Here is a 20,415-nt window from a genome sequence, read left to right on the forward strand (position 1 = left end):
CCACCGCCGCGTGAATGCAACAACGCCCAAGGAGCCCCTCGACGCGAGGGACCGCCCCGCCCGGCTCACCGTCGGCGTCGTGGGCGCGGGCCGTGTCGGCCCCGCCCTCGCCGCAGCCCTGGCCCTCGCCGGGCACCGCCCCGTCGCCGTGTCGGGCGTCTCCGACGCCTCGGTGCGCCGCGCCGCCACCCTGCTCCCCGACGTCCCCCTGGTGCCGCCCGCCGAGGTCCTCGCGCGCGCGGAGCTGGTCCTGCTGACCGTGCCCGACGACGCCCTGCCGGGGCTCGTCGAGGGCCTCGCCGAGACCGGTGCGGTCCGCCCCGGACAGCTGATCGTCCACACCTCGGGGCGGTACGGGACGAAGGTGCTGGATCCCGCTCTGCGGGCCGGCGCCCTGCCCCTGGCCCTGCACCCGGCGATGACGTTCACCGGCACCTCCGTGGACGTCCAGCGGCTGGCAGGCTGCTCCTTCGGGGTCACGGCCCCCGAGCAGCTGCGGCTCGCCGCCGAGGCGCTGGTCATCGAGATGGGCGGCGAACCCGAGTGGATCGCCGAGGAGTCCCGCCCGCTCTACCACGCGGCGCTCGCCCTCGGCGCGAACCACCTGGTCACCCTCGTCGCCCAGTCGATGGAGCTGCTGCGCACGGCAGGGGTCGCCGCCCCCGACCGGATGCTCGGCCCGCTGCTCGGCGCTGCTCTGGACAACGCCCTGCGCTCAGGTGACGCCGCCCTGACCGGCCCGGTCGCCCGGGGCGACGCGGGCACGGTCGCCGCGCACATCGGCGAGCTGCGCACCCACGCCCCGCAGACGGTGGCCGGTTACGTCGCGATGGCCCGCGCCACCGCCGACCGCGCGCTCGCCCACGGCATGCTCAAGCCCGAGCTCGCCGAGGACCTGCTCGACGTCCTGGCCGACGGCTCGGCCGCATCCGGCAGTGCAGGTAACGGACCGGAGGAGTCCTGATGACCGCATCCGCATCCGCCGCCACCCTGCTCCGCACCGCCGCCGAGCTGGCGGCCCACGCCCCGGACCGGGACCCGGCCCCCTCCGAAGCGCCGGCCACCCGGGCCGAGCGTGCCGTCGTCATGACGATGGGCGCTCTGCACGAGGGCCACGCCTCCCTGATACAAACCGCACGTGCGGTTGTCGGCCCGGCCGGCCAGGTCGTCGTCACCGTCTTCGTCAACCCGCTCCAGTTCGGGGAGAGCGCCGACCTCGACCGCTATCCGCGCACCCTGGACGCCGATCTCGCGGTGGCCGGCGCGGCCGGCGCCGACGTGGTCTTCGCACCGTCCGTCGACGAGGTCTACCCCGGCGGCGAACCGCAGGTCCGCATCTCCGCGGGCCCGATGGGCGAGCGCCTCGAAGGCGCCTCGCGCCCCGGGCACTTCGACGGCATGCTCACCGTCGTCGCCAAGCTGCTCCACCTCACCCGCCCCGATGTCGCGTTCTTCGGACAGAAGGACGCCCAGCAGCTGGCGCTGATCCGCCGCATGGTGCGCGATCTGAACTTCCCCGTGGAGATCGTGGGCGTGGAGACGGCCCGGGAGCCCGACGGTCTCGCGCTCTCCAGCCGCAACCGCTTCCTCGACCTCCACGAGCGCCACACCGCGCTCGCCCTTTCCAGGGCGCTGTTCGCAGCCCGTGACCGGCTCGCCGCCCAGCAGGCGCTGCACGCCCGCGCGCAGGCCGCCGGGGCGACGGAGAGCCGGGCCGCCGGACTCACCCGGCTGGGCGAGTCCAGACTGGCGGCCGACGCCCAGGCGGTCGCCCGGGCCCGGCCGGACGGCGGCCCCGCCGCGGTGCGAGCCGCCGCCCGCGCGATCCTGGACGACGCGGCGGCCGAGCAGCCCCCGCTCGCCCTCGACTACCTGGCGCTCGTGGACCCGGCGGACTTCACCGAGATCCCCGACGACCGCACCGCCGGTGACGCGATCCTCGCCGTCGCCGCCCGGGTGGGCACCACCCGCCTGATCGACAACATCCCGCTGACCTTCGGAGCCCCCGCGTGACCGGAATACGGCTGACCGCCCCCGCCCCTGGCTGGTCCATCGACGCCGACGTCGTGGTGGTCGGCTCCGGCGTGGCCGGCCTCACCACCGCGCTGCGCTGCGCCGCCGCGGGGCTCGCCACCGTCGTCGTCACCAAGGCCCGCCTCGACGACGGCTCCACCCGCTGGGCGCAGGGCGGCGTCGCCGCCGCCCTGGGGGAGGGCGACACTCCGGAACAGCATCTGGACGACACCCTGGTCGCCGGCGCAGGCCTGTGCGACGAGGCGGCGGTCCGCGCCCTCGTCACCGAGGGGCCCGACGCCGTACGCCGGCTGATCGGCACCGGCGCCCAATTCGACACCGCGGACGACGGCACCATCGCACTGGGCCGCGAGGGCGGCCACCACCGCCGCCGCATCGCCCACGCGGGCGGCGACGCGACGGGCGCGGAGATCTCCCGCGCCCTGGTGGAAGCGGTCCGCGAAGCGGCCCTGCACACCGTCGAGAACGCCCTCGTGCTCGACCTGCTCACGGACGCCGAAGGCCGTACCGCGGGCGTCACCCTGCACGTCATGGGCGAGGGTCAGCACGACGGGGTCGGCGCGGTCAACGCCCCCGCGGTCATCCTCGCCACCGGCGGCATGGGCCAGGTCTTCTCCGCCACCACCAACCCGCCGGTCGCCACCGGCGACGGCGTGGCACTCGCGCTGCGGGCGGGCGCGGAGGTCTCGGACCTCGAATTCGTCCAGTTCCACCCCACGGTCCTCTTCCTCGGCGCCGGTGCCGAGGGCCAGCAGCCGCTCGTCTCGGAAGCGGTACGGGGCGAGGGCGCCCATCTCGTCGACGCACACGGCACGCGCTTCATGCTCGGGCAGCACGAGCTGGCGGAGCTGGCCCCGCGCGACATCGTCGCCAAGGCCATCACCCGCCAGATGCAGCTGCACGGCACCGAGCACATGTACCTCGACGCCCGCCACTTCGGCGCCGAGATGTGGGAGCAGCACTTCCCCACCATCCTGGCGGCCTGCCGGACCCATGGCATCGACCCGGTCACCGAGCCGATCCCGATCGCCCCGGCCGCGCACCACGCCTCCGGCGGCATCCGCACCGACCTGCGGGGACGTACGACCGTGCCCGGCCTGTACGCCTGCGGCGAGGTCGCCTGCACCGGAGTGCACGGCGCGAACCGGCTGGCGTCCAACTCGCTCCTGGAAGGCCTCGTCTTCGCCGAGCGCATCGCGGCCGACATCGTCGCCGACCGGCCCCGGTCCGGCACCGCCACCGTCGCCGGCCACCCCGCGCCCTCCCCGCTGCTGCCTCCCGAGGCCCGGAGCACGATCCAGCGCATCATGACCCGCGGCGCCGGTGTCGTGCGTTCCGCCGACAGCCTCGCCAGGGCCGCCGAGGAGCTGGAGGACCTGCACCGCAGCGCGTTCCTGAAGGCCGGGGCGGCCGAGCCCAAGGATGCGGTGCCCGGGGTCGAGGCCTGGGAGGTTACCAACCTGCTCCTCGTCTCCCGGGTCCTGGTCGCCGCTGCCCGGCAGCGCGAGGAGACCCGCGGCTGCCACTGGCGCGAGGACCGGCCCGAGCGCGACGACGAGAACTGGCGCCGCCACCTCGTCGTGAAGCTCACCCCCGACCGGCAGCTCGTCCTCCGTCGGACGGATACCGAGGCATTCGGGCCCGTACGCCCCTCCGGGGCACCAGACTGCGCAGCAACAGGCACCACCCACCCCACTCCCGAGGAGCCGTAACCGTGAGCACGCCCGAAGAGAATCCGCGCCCCACACCCGTGGACGTACCGCTGATCCAGATCGGGGCGCCCGCACCTGCCGCGGGCGGCTGCGGGGACGGCTGCGGCTGCGGCGGGGAGGACGGCTACGACCTGGACGCCCTGGAGTGCGGTCTGGACCCCGCGCTCGCCCAGCTCCTCGCCGACGCGGGCCTGGACCCGGTCACCGTCGAGGACGTCGCGCACGTCGCCATCGAGGAGGACCTCGACGGCGGAGTGGACGTCACCACGGTCGCCACCGTGTCCGAGGACGCGGTGGCCACCGGCGACTTCACCGCCCGTGAGGCGGGCGTCGTGGCCGGCCTGCGCGTCGCCGAGGCCGTTCTCTCCATCGTCTGTACGGACGAGTTCGAGGTCGAGCGGCACGTCGAGGACGGGGACCGTGTCGTTCCCGGCCAGAAGCTGCTGACCGTCACCACGCGCACCCGCGACCTGCTCACCGGCGAGCGCAGCGCGCTCAACCTGCTGTGCAGGCTCTCCGGCATCGCCACCGCCACCCGCGCCTGGGCCGACGTGCTGGAGGGCACGAAGGCCAAGGTCCGCGACACCCGCAAGACGACCCCGGGCCTGCGCGCCCTGGAGAAGTACGCGGTGCGCTGCGGCGGCGGGGTCAACCACCGCATGTCGCTGTCCGACGCCGCCCTGGTCAAGGACAACCACGTGATCGCGGCGGGCGGGGTCGCCGAGGCGTTCAAGCGGGTCAGGGCGGAGTTCCCGGACCTCGCGATCGAGGTCGAGGTCGACACGCTGCGGCAGGTCACCGAGGTCCTGGACGCCGGTGCCGATCTGATCCTGCTGGACAACTTCACCCCGTCGCAGACCGCCGAGGCCGTCGCGCTCGTCGGCGGCCGCGCTGTCCTGGAGTCCTCGGGCCGGCTGTCCCTCGACTCCGCCCGCGCCTACGCCGAAGCCGGTGTGGACTACCTGGCCGTCGGCGCGCTGACCCACTCCTCGCCGATCCTCGACATCGGTCTGGACTTCCGCGACACCGACGGGGCCGGCGTCTGATGCTGCTCACCATCGACGTCGGAAACACCCACACGGTCCTCGGGCTGTTCGACGGCGAGGAGATCGTCGAGCACTGGCGCATCTCCACCGACGCCCGCCGCACCGCCGACGAGCTGGCGGTGCTGCTCCAGGGCCTGATGGGCATGCATCCGCTGCTGGGCATGGAGCTGGGCGACGGCATCGAGGGCATCGCGATCTGCTCCACCGTCCCGGCCGTCCTGCACGAGCTGCGCGAGGTGACCCGCCGCTACTACGGCGACGTCCCCGCCGTCCTCGTCGAACCGGGCATCAAGACCGGGGTGCCGATCCTCATGGACAACCCGAAGGAGGTCGGCGCGGACCGCATCATCAATGCGGTCGCCGCCGTCGACCTGTACGGCGGCCCGGCGATCGTCGTCGACTTCGGCACGGCCACCACCTTCGACGCGGTCTCCGCCCGGGGCGAGTACACGGGCGGCGTCATCGCTCCCGGCATCGAGATCTCGGTCGAGGCGCTCGGCGTCAAGGGTGCCCAGCTGCGCAAGATCGAGCTGGCGCGGCCGCGCAGCGTGATCGGGAAGAACACCGTCGAGGCCATGCAGGCGGGCATCATCTACGGCTTCGCAGGCCAGGTCGACGGTGTCGTCGGACGGATGAAGAAGGAACTGGCGGCCGACCCCGACGACGTCACCGTCATCGCGACCGGCGGCCTTGCGCCGATGGTGTTGAACGAGTCCTCCGTCATCGACGAGCACGAGCCCTGGCTCACGCTCATCGGGCTGCGCCTGGTGTACGAGCGGAACGTGTCGCGCCTCTGAGCCGTGGCCGAGAGGGCTCGTCCCGCCTGCGGACATTCCCAGGAGTACGCGGCCCCGGCCGGCGGGTTCCCGGCGCGGTGGCTCACGGAGCCGCCGCGCCGCCGACGGCCAGTTAAACGGATTTTGTCTATTTAGCACGTATTGTCGCGCTATGCCCACGCCCTACGGATCACGCGGCGGTATGGCGTTCAGCGCGGACGAGCTGCGAGTGCTCCGCCGTGCCCTCGCCATCGCCCTCCACCCCGCGCCCCTGCCCGACGAGGACGTCCAGGACTGCCTGCGGCTAGCGGGCTCCGTCGACGAGGCGGTCGGTGAGGCAGGACGGCTGCGCGCCTTCCTCCTCGCCGACCTCGTCCGCTACCGAAACGCCCTCCCCGGCTCCCTCAGCGGATACCTGGAGCGCCTCCAGGACGCCCTGGCCGCCGGGTACGACCCCCGCCCCGAGGATCTCGCCGCCCTGCGCGCCCTGCGTGGCGGACCGGTCGCCGCGGCGCTCCTGGAGCGCTGTCAGGTGCTCGCGGAGCGTTCGGTGCGTGCCCGCCTCGCCGGACGCGCGGTGTCCGCGTCGGCGCCCGCGCCCCGCAGCCGGCTGCTCGCGCTGCCCGGCGGCCGTGCCGCGGAGCCCGAGAAGCCGAAGGCCCCGGCGGCACCTGCCCGTCCGGTGGCGCCGTCCGAACGCCCGGCGCCGAAGCCCTCGGAGGTCTTCCCGCCCCGCCGCCGCCCGGTTCCCCCGCCGCAGCAGCGCGCCGCGGGGTAGGGCCTTTCACCGGGCCCGGTGGGGGCTCGCTACTCTGGACGCCATGGACTACGTATCCGCGCTTGTGCCCCCCGTGGTGATGGCCGCCTTCTTCATCGGCCTGGTCGTGACGATCGTCAAGAGCCAGGGCGGACCGAACAAGGCCAAGGAGGACGCGGCCGTGGACGCGGCGATCAGCCGCGCGGAATCGGCCCAGCGGACGCCGCGCGCCGACGGGGTCTGAACTCCGGTCCCCGCGCTTCTCGCGCACCGCACACGTACGAAGGGCGTACGGCTCCCGAGAGCCGTACGCCCTTTTGCTGTGTAAATAACCGGCTATTCCAGACATCTGGCACTAGGGTGACGCTGTGCCCCGCCAATTGGGAGAGCTGGAAGACGCCGTGATGACACGGGTCTGGCAATGGAACCGACCGGTCACCGTGCGGGAAGTCCTTGAGGACCTTCAGCAGGAGCGGTCCATCGCCTACACCACCGTCATGACGGTTATGGACAATCTCCATCAGAAGGGCTGGGTACGCCGGGAAGTGGACGGCCGCGCATATCGATATACAGCGGTCTCCACCCGGGCCGCGTACTCGGCCGCACTGATGAACGAAGCATGGTCACAGAGTGACAACCCCGCCGCCGCGCTGGTCGCGTTCTTCGGCATGATGTCGGCCGAGCAGCGTGAGGCCCTTCGGGACGCCATGAGGATCGTTCTGCCCACTCTTCCCGAGGACATCGTGCAGCCGACCGGTGAAGAAGCCGGTGAAGAAGCCGGTGAAGCGGCCGGTGAAGGTGGTGCGGAACGCGTCGAAGCGGCCGATGACGCGGAGCCGGACCCCGGGCGATAGCGTCGGGGTATGTCCTCAGAGCTTCCGCATACCGATTTCCAGACCGATCCGTCGGTTATAAACGTCGCCATCACCGTCCGCCGCGCGAGGACGAGCGATGTGGCCTCGGTCCGGCGTCTCCTCGACGGCTACGTGCGAGAAGGCATCCTGCTCGACAAAGCGACGGTGACGCTTTACGAGGACATCCAGGAGTTCTGGATCGCCGAACGCGACGAGGATGCCCGGGTCATCGGCTGCGGTGCACTGCACGTGATGTGGGAAGACCTGGCCGAAGTCCGTACTCTCGCGGTCGACCACAGCATCAAGGGGGCCGGAGTCGGGCATCAAGTGCTGGACAAGTTGTTGCAGACGGCCCGCTGGCTGGGTGTGCGTCGGGTTTTCTGTCTCACCTTCGAAGTCGACTTCTTCGCGAAGCACGGCTTCGTGGAGATCGGAGAGACCCCGGTCGACGGAGATGTCTACAGTGAGCTGCTGCGTTCCTATGACGAGGGAGTCGCGGAGTTCCTGGGTCTCGAACGAGTGAAGCCGAACACCTTGGGCAACAGCCGGATGCTTCTGCACCTGTGACCGTCGGAAGAAGCGCGATCCCTATGTCCGAATCGCGCACGTTTCCCGGCTTCTTGCGCTCCTGAACCTCTCCCGGGGGTTTGTGTTTTCCGGGGAAAAGCGGTTTCCTTTCCGCGTACTCCATTTTCGATGAAAGGAAATCCGGTGGCACAGAAGGTTCAGGTCCTTCTTGTTGACGACCTCGACGGCGGCGAGGCGGACGAGACCGTGACGTTCGCTCTCGATGGCAAGACGTACGAGATTGACCTCACCACGGGCAACGCGGACAAGCTGCGGAGTCTTCTTGAGCCCTACGCGAAGAGCGGCCGGCGTACCGGTGGCCGTGCGGCGTCCGGTCGCGGCAAGGGCCGTGCCGTTCCCGGCGGCAACAAGGACACCGCCGAGATCCGTAAGTGGGCGCGCGAGAACGGCCACAATGTGAATGACCGTGGCCGCGTTCCCGCGGAGATCCGTGAGGCTTACGAGAAGGCCAACGGCTGATCAGCCGTTTCATCGGGGGGCATCCCCGTCCGGGCGCGCGTCAAGCGGGCCCGGTGGCATTCCGTCGCCACGGCGTCCACGAGCCGGATGAGATCGGGAGCATCCCCACCCCTGCTCCCGAAGCCGGAGAGGGCCGGGAAAACCGGTTCCCCCTCCTGCTCGTGCGTTGGACAGGGGGGCCGCAGCCATACGGCGGCCCCCGGCAGACCCGGCCGTCCCGGCGGCGGCGGTGCGGTGATCCGCCCGCCCGAGCCGACAGCGGTCAGCGTGAGGGCGACCCCGCCCCACTCCAGCCAGTCGAGCAGTCCGGGCAGCTCGTCTGCGCTTCCCGGCGCCACCAGCAGACTCATCCGCCGGCCCGACAGTGCCACCGGACCGGTACGGCCCACTCGCCGCAGCGCCGCGTGGCCGGCGTCGGCAGGGACCACGAGCGCGTCGAACCGCAACCCGGTCAGCAGTCGCACCGGTGAGCTGCCGGCCGTTGCCCAGCCGAGCTTCTGCTCGTACCACCGGGCGCACGCGCCCCGTGACACACCATCGGCACGGCCGCCCCGCTCTGCGGGGAGCGCGGTGCGGGGAGGCGGGACGGTGAGGGTCATGACGGAAGAACTCCCGATCCGCGCCAAGAGTTACGCAGAGTCCTTGATCGAACGCATAGTGTGTCCGGGTTGGGGGCGTACGGGCGCATTCGGGAGTACGAAGATGTTCGCCCGTAGCGGAGGGAACCCGCGTGAGCCGCATGGACTGTCTGTAATTGCGGGTAAGACATCCCTAGTGGGAAGGGCGACACACCAGCCACCGGACGTCTCACGTTCGCCATCGGCGTACTGGCGATAGGGGTATCTGCCTGGCCTGCGGGAACATCGTCTCGCAGGATCGGGTTGGAGCAGTTGTCGGCGTTCGGGGCAGGAGGCCATCGACGGGTGTCGGCAGTTGAAATGAGCGGTCCCCGCTTGCGGGACTAAGCTGCGGAAGGACAGGGAGGGGACCGACCCCTTACTGCCTGACCGCTCTGAGGAGCGATTAACGATGTTCGAGAGGTTCACCGACCGCGCGCGGCGGGTTGTCGTCCTGGCTCAGGAAGAAGCCCGGATGCTCAACCACAACTACATCGGCACCGAGCACATCCTCCTGGGCCTGATCCACGAGGGTGAGGGTGTCGCCGCTAAGGCCCTGGAGAGCCTCGGGATTTCGCTCGAGGCGGTCCGCCAGCAGGTGGAGGAGATCATCGGTCAGGGCCAGCAGGCCCCGTCCGGGCACATCCCCTTCACACCCCGAGCCAAGAAGGTCCTGGAGCTGTCGCTCCGCGAGGCCCTTCAGCTCGGCCACAACTACATCGGCACCGAGCACATCCTGCTCGGCCTGATCCGCGAGGGCGAGGGCGTCGCAGCCCAGGTCCTCGTGAAGCTGGGCGCCGACCTCAACCGGGTGCGCCAGCAGGTCATCCAGCTGCTGTCCGGTTACTCGGGCGGCAAGGAGGCGGCCACAGCGGGCGGCCCCGCGGAGGGCACGCCCTCCACGTCGCTGGTGCTCGACCAGTTCGGCCGGAACCTCACCCAGGCCGCTCGTGAATCCAAGCTCGACCCGGTCATCGGGCGCGAGAAGGAGATCGAGCGGGTCATGCAGGTGCTGTCCCGCCGTACGAAGAACAACCCGGTCCTCATCGGCGAGCCCGGCGTCGGCAAGACGGCGGTCGTCGAAGGCCTGGCGCAGGCCATCGTCAAGGGCGAGGTGCCCGAGACCCTCAAGGACAAGCACCTCTACACCCTCGACCTCGGTGCGCTGGTCGCCGGTTCCCGCTACCGCGGTGACTTCGAGGAGCGCCTGAAGAAGGTGCTCAAGGAGATCCGCACGCGCGGCGACATCATCCTGTTCATCGACGAGCTCCACACCCTGGTGGGTGCGGGTGCCGCCGAGGGCGCGATCGACGCGGCGAGCATCCTCAAGCCCATGCTGGCGCGAGGCGAGCTCCAGACCATCGGTGCCACCACGCTCGACGAGTACCGCAAGCACCTGGAGAAGGACGCCGCTCTCGAGCGCCGCTTCCAGCCCATCCAGGTCGCGGAGCCGTCGCTGCCGCACACCATCGAGATCCTCAAGGGTCTGCGCGACCGCTACGAGGCCCACCACCGCGTGTCCATCACGGACGAGGCGCTGGTCCAGGCCGCGACGCTGGCCGACCGCTACATCTCGGACCGCTTCCTGCCGGACAAGGCGATCGACCTGATCGACGAGGCCGGTTCACGGATGCGCATCCGCCGGATGACCGCGCCGCCGGACCTCCGCGAGTTCGACGAGAAGATCGCGGGCGTGCGTCGCGACAAGGAGTCGGCCATCGACTCCCAGGACTTCGAGAAGGCGGCGTCTCTCCGTGACAAGGAGAAGCAGCTGCTGGCGGCGAAGGCCAAGCGCGAGAAGGAGTGGAAGGCCGGCGACATGGACGTCGTGGCCGAGGTCGACGGCGAGCTCATCGCCGAGGTCCTCGCCACCGCCACCGGTATCCCGGTCTTCAAGCTGACGGAGGAGGAGTCCTCCCGTCTGCTGCGCATGGAGGACGAGCTCCACAAGCGCGTCATCGGCCAGAAGGACGCCATCAAGGCCCTCTCGCAGGCGATCCGCCGTACGCGAGCCGGTCTGAAGGACCCGAAGCGCCCCGGTGGCTCGTTCATCTTCGCCGGTCCGTCCGGTGTCGGTAAGACCGAGCTGTCCAAGACGCTCGCCGAGTTCCTCTTCGGCGACGAGGACGCGCTGATCGCCCTGGACATGTCGGAGTTCAGCGAGAAGCACACGGTCTCGCGGCTCTTCGGCTCTCCCCCCGGTTACGTGGGATACGAGGAGGGCGGCCAGCTCACCGAGAAGGTGCGCCGCAAGCCGTTCTCCGTCGTCCTCTTCGACGAGGTCGAGAAGGCCCACCCCGACATCTTCAACTCCCTGCTCCAGATCCTGGAGGACGGTCGCCTGACCGACTCCCAGGGCCGGGTCGTGGACTTCAAGAACACGGTCATCATCATGACGACCAACCTCGGGACCCGGGACATCTCCAAGGGCTTCAACCTGGGCTTCGCCGCCCAGGGCGACGTGAAGACGAACTACGAGCGGATGAAGACGAAGGTCAACGAAGAGCTCAAGCAGCACTTCCGGCCCGAGTTCCTCAACCGTGTCGACGACACGGTCGTCTTCCACCAGCTCACCGAGGAAGACATCATCCAGATCGTCGACCTCATGCTCGCCAAGGTGGACGAGCGCCTGAGGGACCGCGACATGGGCATCGAGCTGAGCCCGGCCGCCAAGTCCCTGCTGGCGAAGAAGGGCTACGACCCCGTGATGGGCGCCCGGCCGCTGCGCCGGACGATCCAGCGCGAGATCGAGGACATCCTCTCCGAGAAGATCCTCTTCGGTGAGCTGCGCCCCGGTCACATCGTGGTCGTCGGCACCGAGGGCGAGGGTGAGGAGCAGAAGTTCACCTTCCGCGGCGAGGAGAAGTCGGCTCTGCCCGACGTCCCCCCGATCGAGCAGGCGGCAGGCGGCGCCGGCCCGAACATGACGAAGGAAGCGTGAGCGGCGCCTAGCGCCCGAGCGTACGAAGGGGCGGCCCCGGACCGGTTTCGACTGGTCCGGGGCCGTCCCTTTGCTATTGCGTACATAGTGACGGTGGCGTCACAGGCGTGTCCCGGTCGGGTCTGCGGCGCGCAGGGGCGGAAAATCGCTGGTTAGTCTGGCCCCGGCTCCGGACGCTTCGTCCGGGCGCGGACGAACGGCGAGGGGGACGGGGCAGATCATGCGCAGAAGCGATGTGTCACGCAGGCAGATGATGAAGCTGGCCGGAGCCGGGCTGGTGCTTCTGGGCGCCGGTACGGCGGCCTGTGGTCCGAAGGACGACCCGGCCGGCAAGGAGACGGACGAGCCGGGGAAGGCGCCAGGCACCCCGGCGCCGGGCTCCAAGCCGCAGCCCGCCTGGCAGGACGCCACGACGTACGACGGACTGGCGTGGATCTCCGCGATCGCGGTCGTGGGCAACGTCGTGCTCGTCTCGGGCGATCCGCTGGTGGCCCGCGACATATCCACCGGCAAGGAGATCTGGTCCCGCGCCGAGGTCACCACGCCGGGCGCCAACATGCTCATCGGCGACGGGACGCTCTACCTCCAGAGCGCCCGGTACAACGGGGACATCGTCGGCCTGGACCCCGCCACGGGCAAGGACACCTGGCGCAGCCGGATGGGGAAGCAGTACTCCCAGCCCCGACCGATCGCCGCGGACGAGAACCACGTCTACGTCGTCGCGGGAATCCTGGACAAGGAGTTCAGGACCCCGGAGAACGTGATCGCGGCGATCGACACCACCTCGGGCAAGGTCGTCTGGCGCGAGAAGCGTGACAAGGGGACGGAGGAGAACGGCATCACCGCGCAGGTTGCCGGCAACCGTCTCGTCTACACGGACTTCCGGGAGAACCTCACGGTGCGCGACACCGCGACCGGCCGTCAGGTCTGGACGAAGAAGATCGGCCGGTCCAACAACCGCGGCTTCGTGGTCCACGACGGCCTCGCCATCCTCGCCGACGGGCAGCAGATGCGCGCCCACGACCTGGCCGACGGCAAGGAACGCTGGTCCTTCGCGACCGAGGAGTTCAGCCGGTTCAACGATCCGGCGGTCCTGGACGGCGTCCTCTACGTCTCCGACAGCGCGCACGGCCTCTGGGCGGCCGACCCCGCGACCGGGAAGAGGCACTGGCACGACAAGGGGAGCCTGGACGTCGCGGTCCCCTGGCAGTTCGCCAAGGTGGGCGACGTCCTCTACGGGGCGACGGAGTTCGACGAGCACGGCGGCATCCACTCCTACGACGCCGGCAGCGGGAAGCTGCGCTGGACGTACAACGACGGCTCCGGCGACCTCCAGCGGTGGTACCTGGCGGCAGGTGGCAAGCAGCTCGTGGCCCTGCACGCGAAGAAGGTGACGGGGCTGCCCGCCGTCTAGACCGCCGGGCCGAAGGTCCCGAAACGGACAGCCCTTGGTCCCACCGCCGGTGACAAGGCGCACAGCCCTTTCGGGGCCTACTAGGCACCTTAGGAGAAACGGCCATGGTCACGGTCGGGACTTTCGACCCGGTGTGCAGCAGGCCTTTCGGGCGTTTGGGGGCAAAAGCCTGGATGGCGGGGCTGTGTCCGGTATGGACGGTTTGGAGCTGGGGTTAAACCTGCCCCGGCGAAGACTTTCGGCAGCGGTCAAAGGGTGCGGAACGGGGTCGGTGGCGGCGAATTCCCGGGCCCCCAGCTACGGCTTTTCTTCGTAGATGGGGGGTTTGAGTGCACCCGGGGGTGCGGGTTACCAAGGTATGGCCAGCCCGGCGCAATGCCGGGTCCAGTCATCTCCGGAGGTTTTCCGCTTATGTCGAAGCGCGTTACGTTCCAGTCCCGCCGCCCGTCCGCTTCCCGTGTCCGTGGCGCCGTGGTGGCAGCCGGCCTGGGGACGTCGATGGTTCTCGGTGCGGGCGCTGCGTTCGCGGCCGGCACGACGGGTACCACCGGCACCGCGAGCCTCGCCGGCGCGACCACCGCCGAATCGGTCGCCCAGCAGGCGGCCGCGCAGGGCAAGGCGGCCGAGCACACCGCGGCGAAGAAGGCCGAGGCGGCCAAGAAGAAGGCAGTCGCGGCGAAGAAGAAGGCGGCCGCCAAGAAGAAGGCCGCCGCGAAGCTCGCCTGGGAGACCCCGGTCCACCGCTACCAGCTGAGCGCGAGCTTCGGCAACGACGGCAGCCGCTGGTCGCACAAGCACTCCGGTCAGGACTTCGCCGTGCCGATCGGCACCAAGGTCGAGGCCGCGCACAAGGGCATCGTCGTGAAGGCCGGCCCGAACGGCGGCGGCGACGGTCCCGCGTACGGCAACGCCATCGTGATCAAGCACAGCAACGGCACGTACTCGCAGTACGCGCACCTGTCGAAGATCGACGTGCACATCGGCGAGTCCGTGAAGAAGGGCGAGAAGATCGCCCTTTCCGGCAACACCGGAAACTCCAGCGGCCCGCACCTGCACTTCGAGATCCGGACCACCCCGAACTACGGTTCGGCGGTCAACCCGGTCAACTACCTGCACAAGGAGGGCGTCTCGGTCTGATCCGGCCGGGACGCCACCCCGCTACTGGGCGGAACCCGGGCCATGCGCCCGGGTGACCAGTTCGACGGCGACTTCGAGGACGGCCTTGCGCTTCTCCTCGGGGTCGCCGTCGATGTCTTTCAGCGCGAACATTCCGGCGTGCATCGTGAAGAGCGCGCTGAAGCACCGAACCTGGTCGGTGATCGGCGCCTCTGGATCCCTGATCAGGTCGACGAGTGCCAGCACCCGGTCCTTGATCGTCACGCCGATGCTCAGGTCGCGTACGGTCGCCTGGTTCTCCTGCATGAAGCGGAAGAGCGGGGCGGCGGAGGTCAGCGCCTCGCTGTAGCGGACGAGGAGCTCCTTCTTCGTCCCCAGGGTGCGCGGCTGCTTCTCGCCCCAGGCGATCAGATCCTCGACGGGCCGGTTGAGGTCCTCGAAGATGCTGACGAGGATGTCTTCCTTGGTTTTGAAGTGGTAGTAGAGCGCAGCCTTGGTGACGTCGAGCTTCTCGGAGATCTCGCGCAGTGAGGTCTTCTCGTAACCCTGCTCGGCGAAGAGATCCAGGGCGACGTCCTGAATGCGCTGGCGGGTGTTGCCCCGGCGCGGCTGCGGCGTGCTGCCCATGGTGCTCTCCCAAAAACTTACTTGACGCCCGGCTAGTTACGGGGCTACCTTCCCCTAGTGTAGTCAACTAGCCGGGCGGCAAGTAAGTGCCCGGTGTGCAGGGGATCTGGGGAGTTGGGGAACATGGCGGACCTGATGAAGGCGGCGGACGGGAAGGCGGACGTCCCGACCGGACGGGCGGAGAAGCCCGAACAGCAGCAGCGCAGTGTGCGAGTGGTGGTGCTCGCCCTGATGATCGCCATGCTGCTGGCCATGCTCGACAACCTGATCGTCGGCACCGCGATGCCGACCATCGTCGGTGACCTCGGCGGTCTTGAGCACCTGTCCTGGGTCGTCACCGCCTACACCCTGGCCACGGCCGCCTCCACCCCCATCTGGGGCAAGCTCGGCGACATGTACGGGCGCAAGGGCATCTTCCTCACGTCCATCGTGATCTTCCTGATCGGCTCGGTCCTCAGCGGCATGGCTCAGGACATGAGCCAGCTGATCGGCTTCCGCGCCGTGCAGGGCCTGGGCGCCGGCGGTCTGATGGTCGGCGTCATGGCCATCATCGGTGACCTCGTGCCGCCCCGTGAGCGCGGCAAGTACCAGGGCATGATGGCCGGCGTGATGGCGATCGCGATGATCGGCGGACCGCTGGTCGGCGGCACCATCACCGACCACCTCGGCTGGCGCTGGAGCTTCTACATCAACCTGCCGCTGGGCGCCGTCGCCCTGGCCATGATCACCATCGTGCTGCACCTGCCCAAGCGGGAGCGCACCAAGGCGAAGGTCGACTACCTCGGCGCCGGTCTGCTGACCGTCGGCATCACCGCGATCGTGCTGGTGACCACCTGGGGCGGTTCGGAGTACGACTGGAACTCCGCCGTCATCATGGAGCTCATCGCGATCGGCGTCGCCGCGCTGGCCGGTTTCCTGTTCGTCGAGACCAAGGCCGCCGAGCCGATCATCCCGCTGCACATCTTCCGCAACGCCAACTTCACGCTGATGTCCGTGGTCGGCTTCATGGCGGGCTTCGTGATGTTCGGCGCGGTGCTCTACCTGCCGCTGTTCCAGCAGTCCGTCCAGGGCGCGTCCGCGACCAACTCCGGACTGCTGCTCCTGCCGATGCTGCTGGCGATGATGATCGTCTCACTCATCGCCGGACGCGTGACGACCAGCAGCGGCCGGTACAAGATCTTCCCGATCATCGGCTCGATCCTGATGGTGACCGGTCTCTTCCTGCTCTCGCAGATGGACACCGGCACCACCCGCTTCACCTCCGGCATCTACATGGCGGTGCTCGGTGCGGGCATGGGCTTCCTGATGCAGATCACGATGCTTGTCGCGCAGAACAGCGTCGAGATGAAGGACATGGGCGTCGCCTCGTCCTCCACCACCCTGTTCCGTACGCTCGGCAGCTCCTTCGGTGTCGCCATCATGGGCGCGCTGTTCACCGGACGGGTGAGTGACGAGATGGCCGCCCGCGGTGGTGCGGGCGCCACCATGCACGGCGCCCAGCTGGACGCGGCGAGCCTGGCGAAGCTGCCGGTGCCGGTGCGCGAGGCGTACGAGTACGCGGTGGCGTCCGGTACGCACATCGCCTTCCTGGTGGGCGCCTCGGTCGGACTGATCGCGGTGGTGGCCGCGCTGTTCGTCAAGGAGGTGCCGCTGCGGGGGACCGGACCGGAGAAGGCCCCGGTGGCCGACGCCGTCTGAGGCTTTCGTAGCTTTCGCACGAGGAAGGCCGCGGGGTGCGTGCACCCCGCGGCCTTCCTCGTGTCCCGTCATCCCCGTCCGGACCGGCTGCTCAGCGGTCGGGATGCCCGCCGCGCGGGTCCGCGCCGCTGCCGGCGGCCTTTCTGCCGCCCGGCGCAGGGCCGCGCTGTTCGCCCAGCTGGAGCATGGGGAAGCTGCCGGTGTCCGTCGGCGCGTGCTCGGGCAGCCACAGGACGGCGATCGCCCCGCCGGCGCCCTCGGCCGCGCCCTCGGGGGCCGCGTTGCGAAAGGTGAGGCGGGCGCCGAGCACCCGCGCCTGACCGGCCGCGATCGTCAGCCCCAGCCCGTGCCCCTGCCCGGCCCGGTCCGTCGATCCGGTACGGAACCGGCTCGGCCCCTCCCGCAGCAGCGCCGCCGGGAACCCCGGACCGTGATCGCGGACCCGCACCACCCGGCCCTCGACCGTGACCTCCACGGGCGTGGAGCCGTGCCTGGCGGCATTGCCCAGCAGATTGAACAGGATGCGCTCCAGCCGCCGCGGGTCGGTGCTGACCCACGACTCGTGGACCACCCGCATCCGCACCTCCGGGTTCAGCAGCGCCACCCGGCGGCTGACGAACTCGCCCAGCGCGAGCTGCTGCAGCTCGGCCCGCTCGGAGGCGCTGTCCAGCCGGGCCACCTCCAGCACGTCCTCGACCAGCGTGCGCATCGCCTGCGCCCGGTCCCGTACGAGCTCCGTGGGCCGCCCGGGCGGCAGCAGCTCGGCAGCCGTCAGCAGCCCTGTCACGGGCGTGCGCAGTTCGTGCGCGATGTCCGCGGTGACCCGGCGCTCGGCCTCGATGCGCTCGTTCAGCGCGTCCGTCAGGGCGTCCACCGCGCCGGCCAGCTCGTCGGTCTCGTCCCGCACGACTCCGCCGACGGCATCCCCGACCCGTACATCGGTATGGCCCTGCGCGACCCTTCCCGCCGCGGCGGCCGCCTTGCGGAGCCGACGTGAGAGCTGGCCGCCGATCAGGACACCCAGCGCGGAGCCGCCGAGGACCACCGAGACCGAGCCGATGATCAGGGCCCGGTCGAGATCTCCGAGGATCGTGGTGGAGCGGTCGGCGAAACGGGTGTGCAGCGAGAGCACGTCGCCGCCGGGCAGCGGTACGGCCGCCCAGACGTCGGGCACCCCGCCGCTGTCCTCGACATGCGTCGCGCGCCGGTTGCGCCGGGTCTCCTGGCGCAGGCTCTTCGGCATCGTCGGATCGTTGAGCTTCGCGCCGAAGCGGGGGTCGGCCTTCTTCGTCTTCGTCGCCTCGTAGAGCAGCTGGGCGTACGTCAGCCGTTCCAGCTGGACCTCGCGGGCGTTCTCCAGCATGGAGACCCTGGCGGCGTTGTGGACGACCAGGCTCAGCGCGATCGCGATCAGGGCGCCGACTGCCGCGATCGCGATGCTGATCTTCCAGCGGACACCCGTCCGCAGGGCCGGGCGCCTCATGCCCTGAGTTTGTAGCCGAAGCCGCGGACCGTCTCGATCCGGTCCTGGCCGATCTTCGTGCGCAGCCGCTGCACATGGACGTCCACGACCCGGGTGTCTCCGCCCCAGCCGTAGTCCCAGACCCGCTCCAGCAGCTTGTCGCGGGAGAGCACCGTGCCGGGCGCGGATGAGAACTCCAGCAGCAGCCGCATCTCGGTGGGGGTCAGACCCACCTGCTCGCCGCCCTTGCGGACCTCCATGCCCTCGGTGTCGATCTCCACGTCGCCGAAGACCAGCACACCGCCCTCGGACCGCGCCGCGGCCTCGCCACCGCTGCCCGCCCCGTTCCCCGAGGCATGGCCGAAGCGGCGGAGCACCGCCCGGATCCTGGCGACCAGGACCGCACCGTCGAACGGCTTCGTCACGTAGTCGTCGGCGCCGGCCTCCAGGCCGAGCACCACGTCGATCGAGTCGGCCCGGGCCGACAGCATGATCACGGGAACCGTCGACTCGTCCCGGATGCGTCTGCAGAGGCTGACCCCGTCCAGGCCGGGCACCATCACGTCGAGCAGCGCGATGTCGGGCCGGTCGGCCCGGAACGCTTCGAGGCCGAGGAGGCCGTCGGGCATAGCGGTGACCACGAAGCCGTCCCGCTCCAGCGCCAGCTGGGTGGCCTCGCGGATGACGTCGTCGTCCTCGACGAACAGGACATGGGTCTCGGCCATCGGACTGCTCTCAGTTCCTCGTCGGTTCCGCGGGCTGGGGGAAGTCCCCTTCTCCGGTTCCGACGGCTCTGTTGAAGTCGTTGTGCACCCGGTCCTGCTCGCTGAACCGGCTGCTCGCCCACTGGTACGTGATCACTTCCTCGCCCGAGGGGTAGGCGACCGCGTCCTTCTTCTCGTACACCTGCGTCGTCACCACCAGATCGCCGCGGTCGATGGTCCCGTAGACGGCGGGCTGCTCGATGGTGAACACGTTCTCGTACGTGCCGTCCGACCGAGGCCGGTACACATAGGTGCCCACGCCGACCGAGTCGCCGCAGGTCATCACGTTGACCACCACGTCCGCGGAGGGTCCGTCGGTCAGGCTGCCGTACGAGGTGTCCACCGGGTACTCGTCACCGGTGCAGGGCCTGAGGTCGGTCCTGACCCGCTCGCTCACCTCGGAATCCGCCTTGAGCAAGGACACCGCGTCGACCCGGGGCGTCGGCTTCGCCGTGGACGGCGTCGTGGTGCTCGGCGTGACCTGGGCGACCGGCTGGGTGCCTGCCGGGCCCTCGTCGCGCGTGCCCGTGCCGCCGGTGGAGCAGCTGACGGCGAACAGACCGAAGACGGCGAGCCCGGCCAGAACCGTGCTGCTCGCCGCCCAGCCGGTCAGCCGGCGTCCCCGCCCGCTGCCGGTCCCGTCCCCCGTGGGTCCCCCGGTGACATCGCCGCCGCTCCCGCCGCCGCCCTCACCGCTGCCTGTCAGGCCGCGCACCGCTCCCGCCCCCGCTCGTCATGACACCCCTCGGGGGGCGCCCCTGCCTGTGCCCGCGATCGCACCGGGTTCCGGGGCGCCGTGACGCGGACGTCCGCCCCGCGGTCCCCGTTCTCATGGATCAGTTCCGCACGGCTCGCCGCTTCCCTGCTCTCCAGCTCCTGGCGCAGTCGCGCCAGCGCCCGGTGCAGGGTGCTCTTCACCGTACCGGCCGACATGCCGAGTGCCGCGGCCGTCTCCTCCGTGCTCATCTGCTCCCAGTGTCGCAGCACGACCACGCTGCGCTGCTTGGGAGCCAGCACGCCCAGGACATCCATCAGCAGGGCGCGGTCGGCGCGCTGCTCGGTGCCGTCCTCGACGCTGGCGTCGGGCAGCTGCTCGGTGGGGACCTCGTCCAGCTTGCGCGCCCGCCACCACTCGGTGCGGGTGTTGATCATGACGCGGCGCAGGTAGGCGTCGGCCAGGGACTTGTCGGCGATGCCGTCCCAGCGGCCGAAGGTGCGGGCCAGGGCGGTCTGCAGCAGGTCCTGTGCGTCCACGGGGTCGGGGACCAGCCGGCGCGCGCTGCGCAGCAGCGCGTCCTGCCGGGTACGCACGTACTCCTCGAAACCGAGCACCTCACCTTGCGCCATGACAACCGCCTCCGTCCCCGTGAAACCCCGTAGAACCACTGTCAGCCGCCTGGTCGTCGGGCTGACGTCGGTGACGCTACGGAGCTGTTGTCACGGGGCTGTGCGGAGCAGCCGTACGCCGACGCACGGCTGCCCATCGGTTGTGTAACAGCGCAGGAGGAGAGGGACAAAGGGCCCGGGGAGGCGGAACGGGCCCGCCCGGC

The 20,415-nt window shown here is 70.2% G+C and carries 20 protein-coding genes; 14 read left to right on the forward strand and 6 right to left on the reverse strand.

The window, feature by feature from the left end; all coding sequences use genetic code 11:
• Positions 1 to 10 precede the first annotated feature (10 nt).
• The 10 genes from ACIOEW_RS16985 (at position 11) to ACIOEW_RS17030 (ending at position 8,226) form a co-directional block, all read left to right on the forward strand.
• A complete protein-coding gene (locus tag ACIOEW_RS16985; protein WP_401964428.1) occupies positions 11 to 964 on the forward strand; it encodes a Rossmann-like and DUF2520 domain-containing protein in 954 nt (317 codons plus the stop codon).
• Positions 964 to 2,013 (forward strand): pantoate--beta-alanine ligase, encoded by a 1,050-nt coding sequence (gene panC, locus ACIOEW_RS16990; RefSeq protein ID WP_401964429.1) that lies wholly within the window; start codon positions 964 to 966, stop codon positions 2,011 to 2,013. The genes ACIOEW_RS16985 and panC overlap by 1 nt, the downstream gene beginning before the upstream one ends.
• Positions 2,010 to 3,746 (forward strand): L-aspartate oxidase, encoded by a 1,737-nt coding sequence (locus ACIOEW_RS16995; protein ID WP_401964430.1) that lies wholly within the window; start codon positions 2,010 to 2,012, stop codon positions 3,744 to 3,746. Before panC ends, ACIOEW_RS16995 begins: the two co-directional genes overlap by 4 nt.
• 2 nt (positions 3,747 to 3,748) lie before the next feature.
• Positions 3,749 to 4,792, forward strand: coding sequence for a carboxylating nicotinate-nucleotide diphosphorylase (gene nadC, locus ACIOEW_RS17000; protein ID WP_362553034.1), 1,044 nt, complete (start codon positions 3,749 to 3,751; stop codon positions 4,790 to 4,792).
• Positions 4,792 to 5,589, forward strand: coding sequence for a type III pantothenate kinase (locus ACIOEW_RS17005; protein WP_266780028.1), 798 nt, complete (start codon positions 4,792 to 4,794; stop codon positions 5,587 to 5,589). The genes nadC and ACIOEW_RS17005 overlap by 1 nt, the downstream gene beginning before the upstream one ends.
• 181 nt (positions 5,590 to 5,770) lie before the next feature.
• Positions 5,771 to 6,346 (forward strand): hypothetical protein, encoded by a 576-nt coding sequence (locus ACIOEW_RS17010; RefSeq protein WP_362553194.1) that lies wholly within the window; start codon positions 5,771 to 5,773, stop codon positions 6,344 to 6,346.
• A gap of 43 nt (positions 6,347 to 6,389) precedes the next feature.
• On the forward strand, positions 6,390 to 6,569 hold the full coding sequence (locus ACIOEW_RS17015) for a hypothetical protein (protein ID WP_362553031.1): 180 nt from the start codon (positions 6,390 to 6,392) through the stop codon (positions 6,567 to 6,569).
• Positions 6,570 to 6,693: 124 nt separating this feature from the next.
• Complete coding sequence (locus tag ACIOEW_RS17020) at positions 6,694 to 7,179, forward strand: BlaI/MecI/CopY family transcriptional regulator (protein WP_401964431.1); 486 nt, start codon at positions 6,694 to 6,696, stop codon at positions 7,177 to 7,179.
• Between the two features lie 9 nt (positions 7,180 to 7,188).
• Positions 7,189 to 7,746 carry an amino-acid N-acetyltransferase gene (locus ACIOEW_RS17025; protein WP_350997980.1) on the forward strand — a complete coding sequence of 186 codons (558 nt, stop codon included), beginning with the start codon at positions 7,189 to 7,191 and terminating at the stop codon, positions 7,744 to 7,746.
• Between the two features lie 144 nt (positions 7,747 to 7,890).
• Entirely contained in the window at positions 7,891 to 8,226 is a 336-nt protein-coding gene (locus ACIOEW_RS17030) for an Lsr2 family protein (RefSeq protein ID WP_350997977.1), read from the forward strand.
• Here ACIOEW_RS17030 and ACIOEW_RS17035 read toward each other — a convergent pair.
• Positions 8,205 to 8,825 carry an SCO3374 family protein gene (locus ACIOEW_RS17035; protein ID WP_401964432.1) on the reverse strand — a complete coding sequence of 207 codons (621 nt, stop codon included), beginning with the start codon at positions 8,823 to 8,825 and terminating at the stop codon, positions 8,205 to 8,207. The genes ACIOEW_RS17030 and ACIOEW_RS17035 overlap by 22 nt on opposite strands.
• A 430-nt stretch (positions 8,826 to 9,255) precedes the next feature.
• On the opposite strand from ACIOEW_RS17035, the gene ACIOEW_RS17040 reads away from it, so the two are divergent.
• The 3 genes from ACIOEW_RS17040 (at position 9,256) to ACIOEW_RS17050 (ending at position 14,335) form a co-directional block, all read left to right on the forward strand.
• The gene (locus tag ACIOEW_RS17040; protein WP_350997971.1) at positions 9,256 to 11,784 is read left to right on the forward strand and encodes an ATP-dependent Clp protease ATP-binding subunit; all 2,529 of its coding nucleotides are present in this window, start codon (positions 9,256 to 9,258) and stop codon (positions 11,782 to 11,784) included.
• A gap of 220 nt (positions 11,785 to 12,004) precedes the next feature.
• Complete coding sequence (locus ACIOEW_RS17045) at positions 12,005 to 13,198, forward strand: PQQ-binding-like beta-propeller repeat protein (RefSeq protein WP_401964433.1); 1,194 nt, start codon at positions 12,005 to 12,007, stop codon at positions 13,196 to 13,198.
• Positions 13,199 to 13,609: 411 nt separating this feature from the next.
• Complete coding sequence (locus ACIOEW_RS17050; protein WP_362553019.1) at positions 13,610 to 14,335, forward strand: M23 family metallopeptidase; 726 nt, start codon at positions 13,610 to 13,612, stop codon at positions 14,333 to 14,335.
• A gap of 21 nt (positions 14,336 to 14,356) precedes the next feature.
• Here the strand turns inward: ACIOEW_RS17050 and ACIOEW_RS17055 are convergent, their stop codons facing one another.
• A complete protein-coding gene (locus tag ACIOEW_RS17055) occupies positions 14,357 to 14,941 on the reverse strand; it encodes a TetR/AcrR family transcriptional regulator (RefSeq protein WP_401964434.1) in 585 nt (194 codons plus the stop codon).
• A 123-nt stretch (positions 14,942 to 15,064) separates the two neighbouring features.
• On the opposite strand from ACIOEW_RS17055, the gene ACIOEW_RS17060 reads away from it, so the two are divergent.
• Entirely contained in the window at positions 15,065 to 16,639 is a 1,575-nt protein-coding gene (locus tag ACIOEW_RS17060) for an MDR family MFS transporter (RefSeq protein ID WP_362553015.1), read from the forward strand.
• Positions 16,640 to 16,730: 91 nt separating this feature from the next.
• Here the strand turns inward: ACIOEW_RS17060 and cseC are convergent, their stop codons facing one another.
• Genes cseC through ACIOEW_RS17080 form a run of 4 tightly spaced genes read right to left on the reverse strand, consistent with a single transcriptional unit; the run spans position 16,731 to position 20,212 of the window.
• Complete coding sequence (gene cseC / locus ACIOEW_RS17065) at positions 16,731 to 18,122, reverse strand: two-component system sensor histidine kinase CseC (protein ID WP_401964435.1); 1,392 nt, start codon at positions 18,120 to 18,122, stop codon at positions 16,731 to 16,733.
• The gene (gene cseB, locus ACIOEW_RS17070; protein ID WP_362553009.1) at positions 18,119 to 18,826 is read right to left on the reverse strand and encodes a two-component system response regulator CseB; all 708 of its coding nucleotides are present in this window, start codon (positions 18,824 to 18,826) and stop codon (positions 18,119 to 18,121) included. The genes cseC and cseB overlap by 4 nt, the downstream gene beginning before the upstream one ends.
• A gap of 10 nt (positions 18,827 to 18,836) precedes the next feature.
• Positions 18,837 to 19,580, reverse strand: a complete 744-nt coding sequence (locus ACIOEW_RS17075; protein WP_401964436.1) for a hypothetical protein — start codon at positions 19,578 to 19,580, stop codon at positions 18,837 to 18,839.
• The gene (locus tag ACIOEW_RS17080; RefSeq protein ID WP_362553006.1) at positions 19,568 to 20,212 is read right to left on the reverse strand and encodes a SigE family RNA polymerase sigma factor; all 645 of its coding nucleotides are present in this window, start codon (positions 20,210 to 20,212) and stop codon (positions 19,568 to 19,570) included. Before ACIOEW_RS17080 ends, ACIOEW_RS17075 begins: the two co-directional genes overlap by 13 nt.
• Between the last annotated feature and the right edge of the window lie 203 nt (positions 20,213 to 20,415).

Source organism: Streptomyces sp. NPDC087901, from assembly GCF_044742205.1.
Classification (GTDB): domain Bacteria; phylum Actinomycetota; class Actinomycetes; order Streptomycetales; family Streptomycetaceae; genus Streptomyces.

Excerpts from the sequence above, each read along its gene's own strand:
- ACIOEW_RS17015 (WP_362553031.1), top strand. The coding sequence starts at position 6,390 with ATGGACTACGTATCCGCGCTTGTGCCCCCCGTGGTGATGGCCGCCTTC.
- ACIOEW_RS17055 (WP_401964434.1), bottom strand. The coding sequence starts at position 14,941 with ATGGGCAGCACGCCGCAGCCGCGCCGGGGCAACACCCGCCAGCGCATT.
- ACIOEW_RS17045 (WP_401964433.1), top strand. The coding sequence starts at position 12,005 with ATGCGCAGAAGCGATGTGTCACGCAGGCAGATGATGAAGCTGGCCGGA.
- cseC (WP_401964435.1), bottom strand. The coding sequence starts at position 18,122 with ATGAGGCGCCCGGCCCTGCGGACGGGTGTCCGCTGGAAGATCAGCATC.
- cseB (WP_362553009.1), bottom strand. The coding sequence starts at position 18,826 with ATGGCCGAGACCCATGTCCTGTTCGTCGAGGACGACGACGTCATCCGC.
- ACIOEW_RS17035 (WP_401964432.1), bottom strand. The coding sequence starts at position 8,825 with ATGACCCTCACCGTCCCGCCTCCCCGCACCGCGCTCCCCGCAGAGCGG.
- ACIOEW_RS17060 (WP_362553015.1), top strand. The coding sequence starts at position 15,065 with ATGGCGGACCTGATGAAGGCGGCGGACGGGAAGGCGGACGTCCCGACC.
- ACIOEW_RS17005 (WP_266780028.1), top strand. The coding sequence starts at position 4,792 with ATGCTGCTCACCATCGACGTCGGAAACACCCACACGGTCCTCGGGCTG.
- ACIOEW_RS17050 (WP_362553019.1), top strand. The coding sequence starts at position 13,610 with ATGTCGAAGCGCGTTACGTTCCAGTCCCGCCGCCCGTCCGCTTCCCGT.
- ACIOEW_RS17010 (WP_362553194.1), top strand. The coding sequence starts at position 5,771 with ATGGCGTTCAGCGCGGACGAGCTGCGAGTGCTCCGCCGTGCCCTCGCC.
- panC (WP_401964429.1), top strand. The coding sequence starts at position 964 with ATGACCGCATCCGCATCCGCCGCCACCCTGCTCCGCACCGCCGCCGAG.
- ACIOEW_RS17040 (WP_350997971.1), top strand. The coding sequence starts at position 9,256 with ATGTTCGAGAGGTTCACCGACCGCGCGCGGCGGGTTGTCGTCCTGGCT.
- ACIOEW_RS17025 (WP_350997980.1), top strand. The coding sequence starts at position 7,189 with ATGTCCTCAGAGCTTCCGCATACCGATTTCCAGACCGATCCGTCGGTT.
- ACIOEW_RS17080 (WP_362553006.1), bottom strand. The coding sequence starts at position 20,212 with ATGGCGCAAGGTGAGGTGCTCGGTTTCGAGGAGTACGTGCGTACCCGG.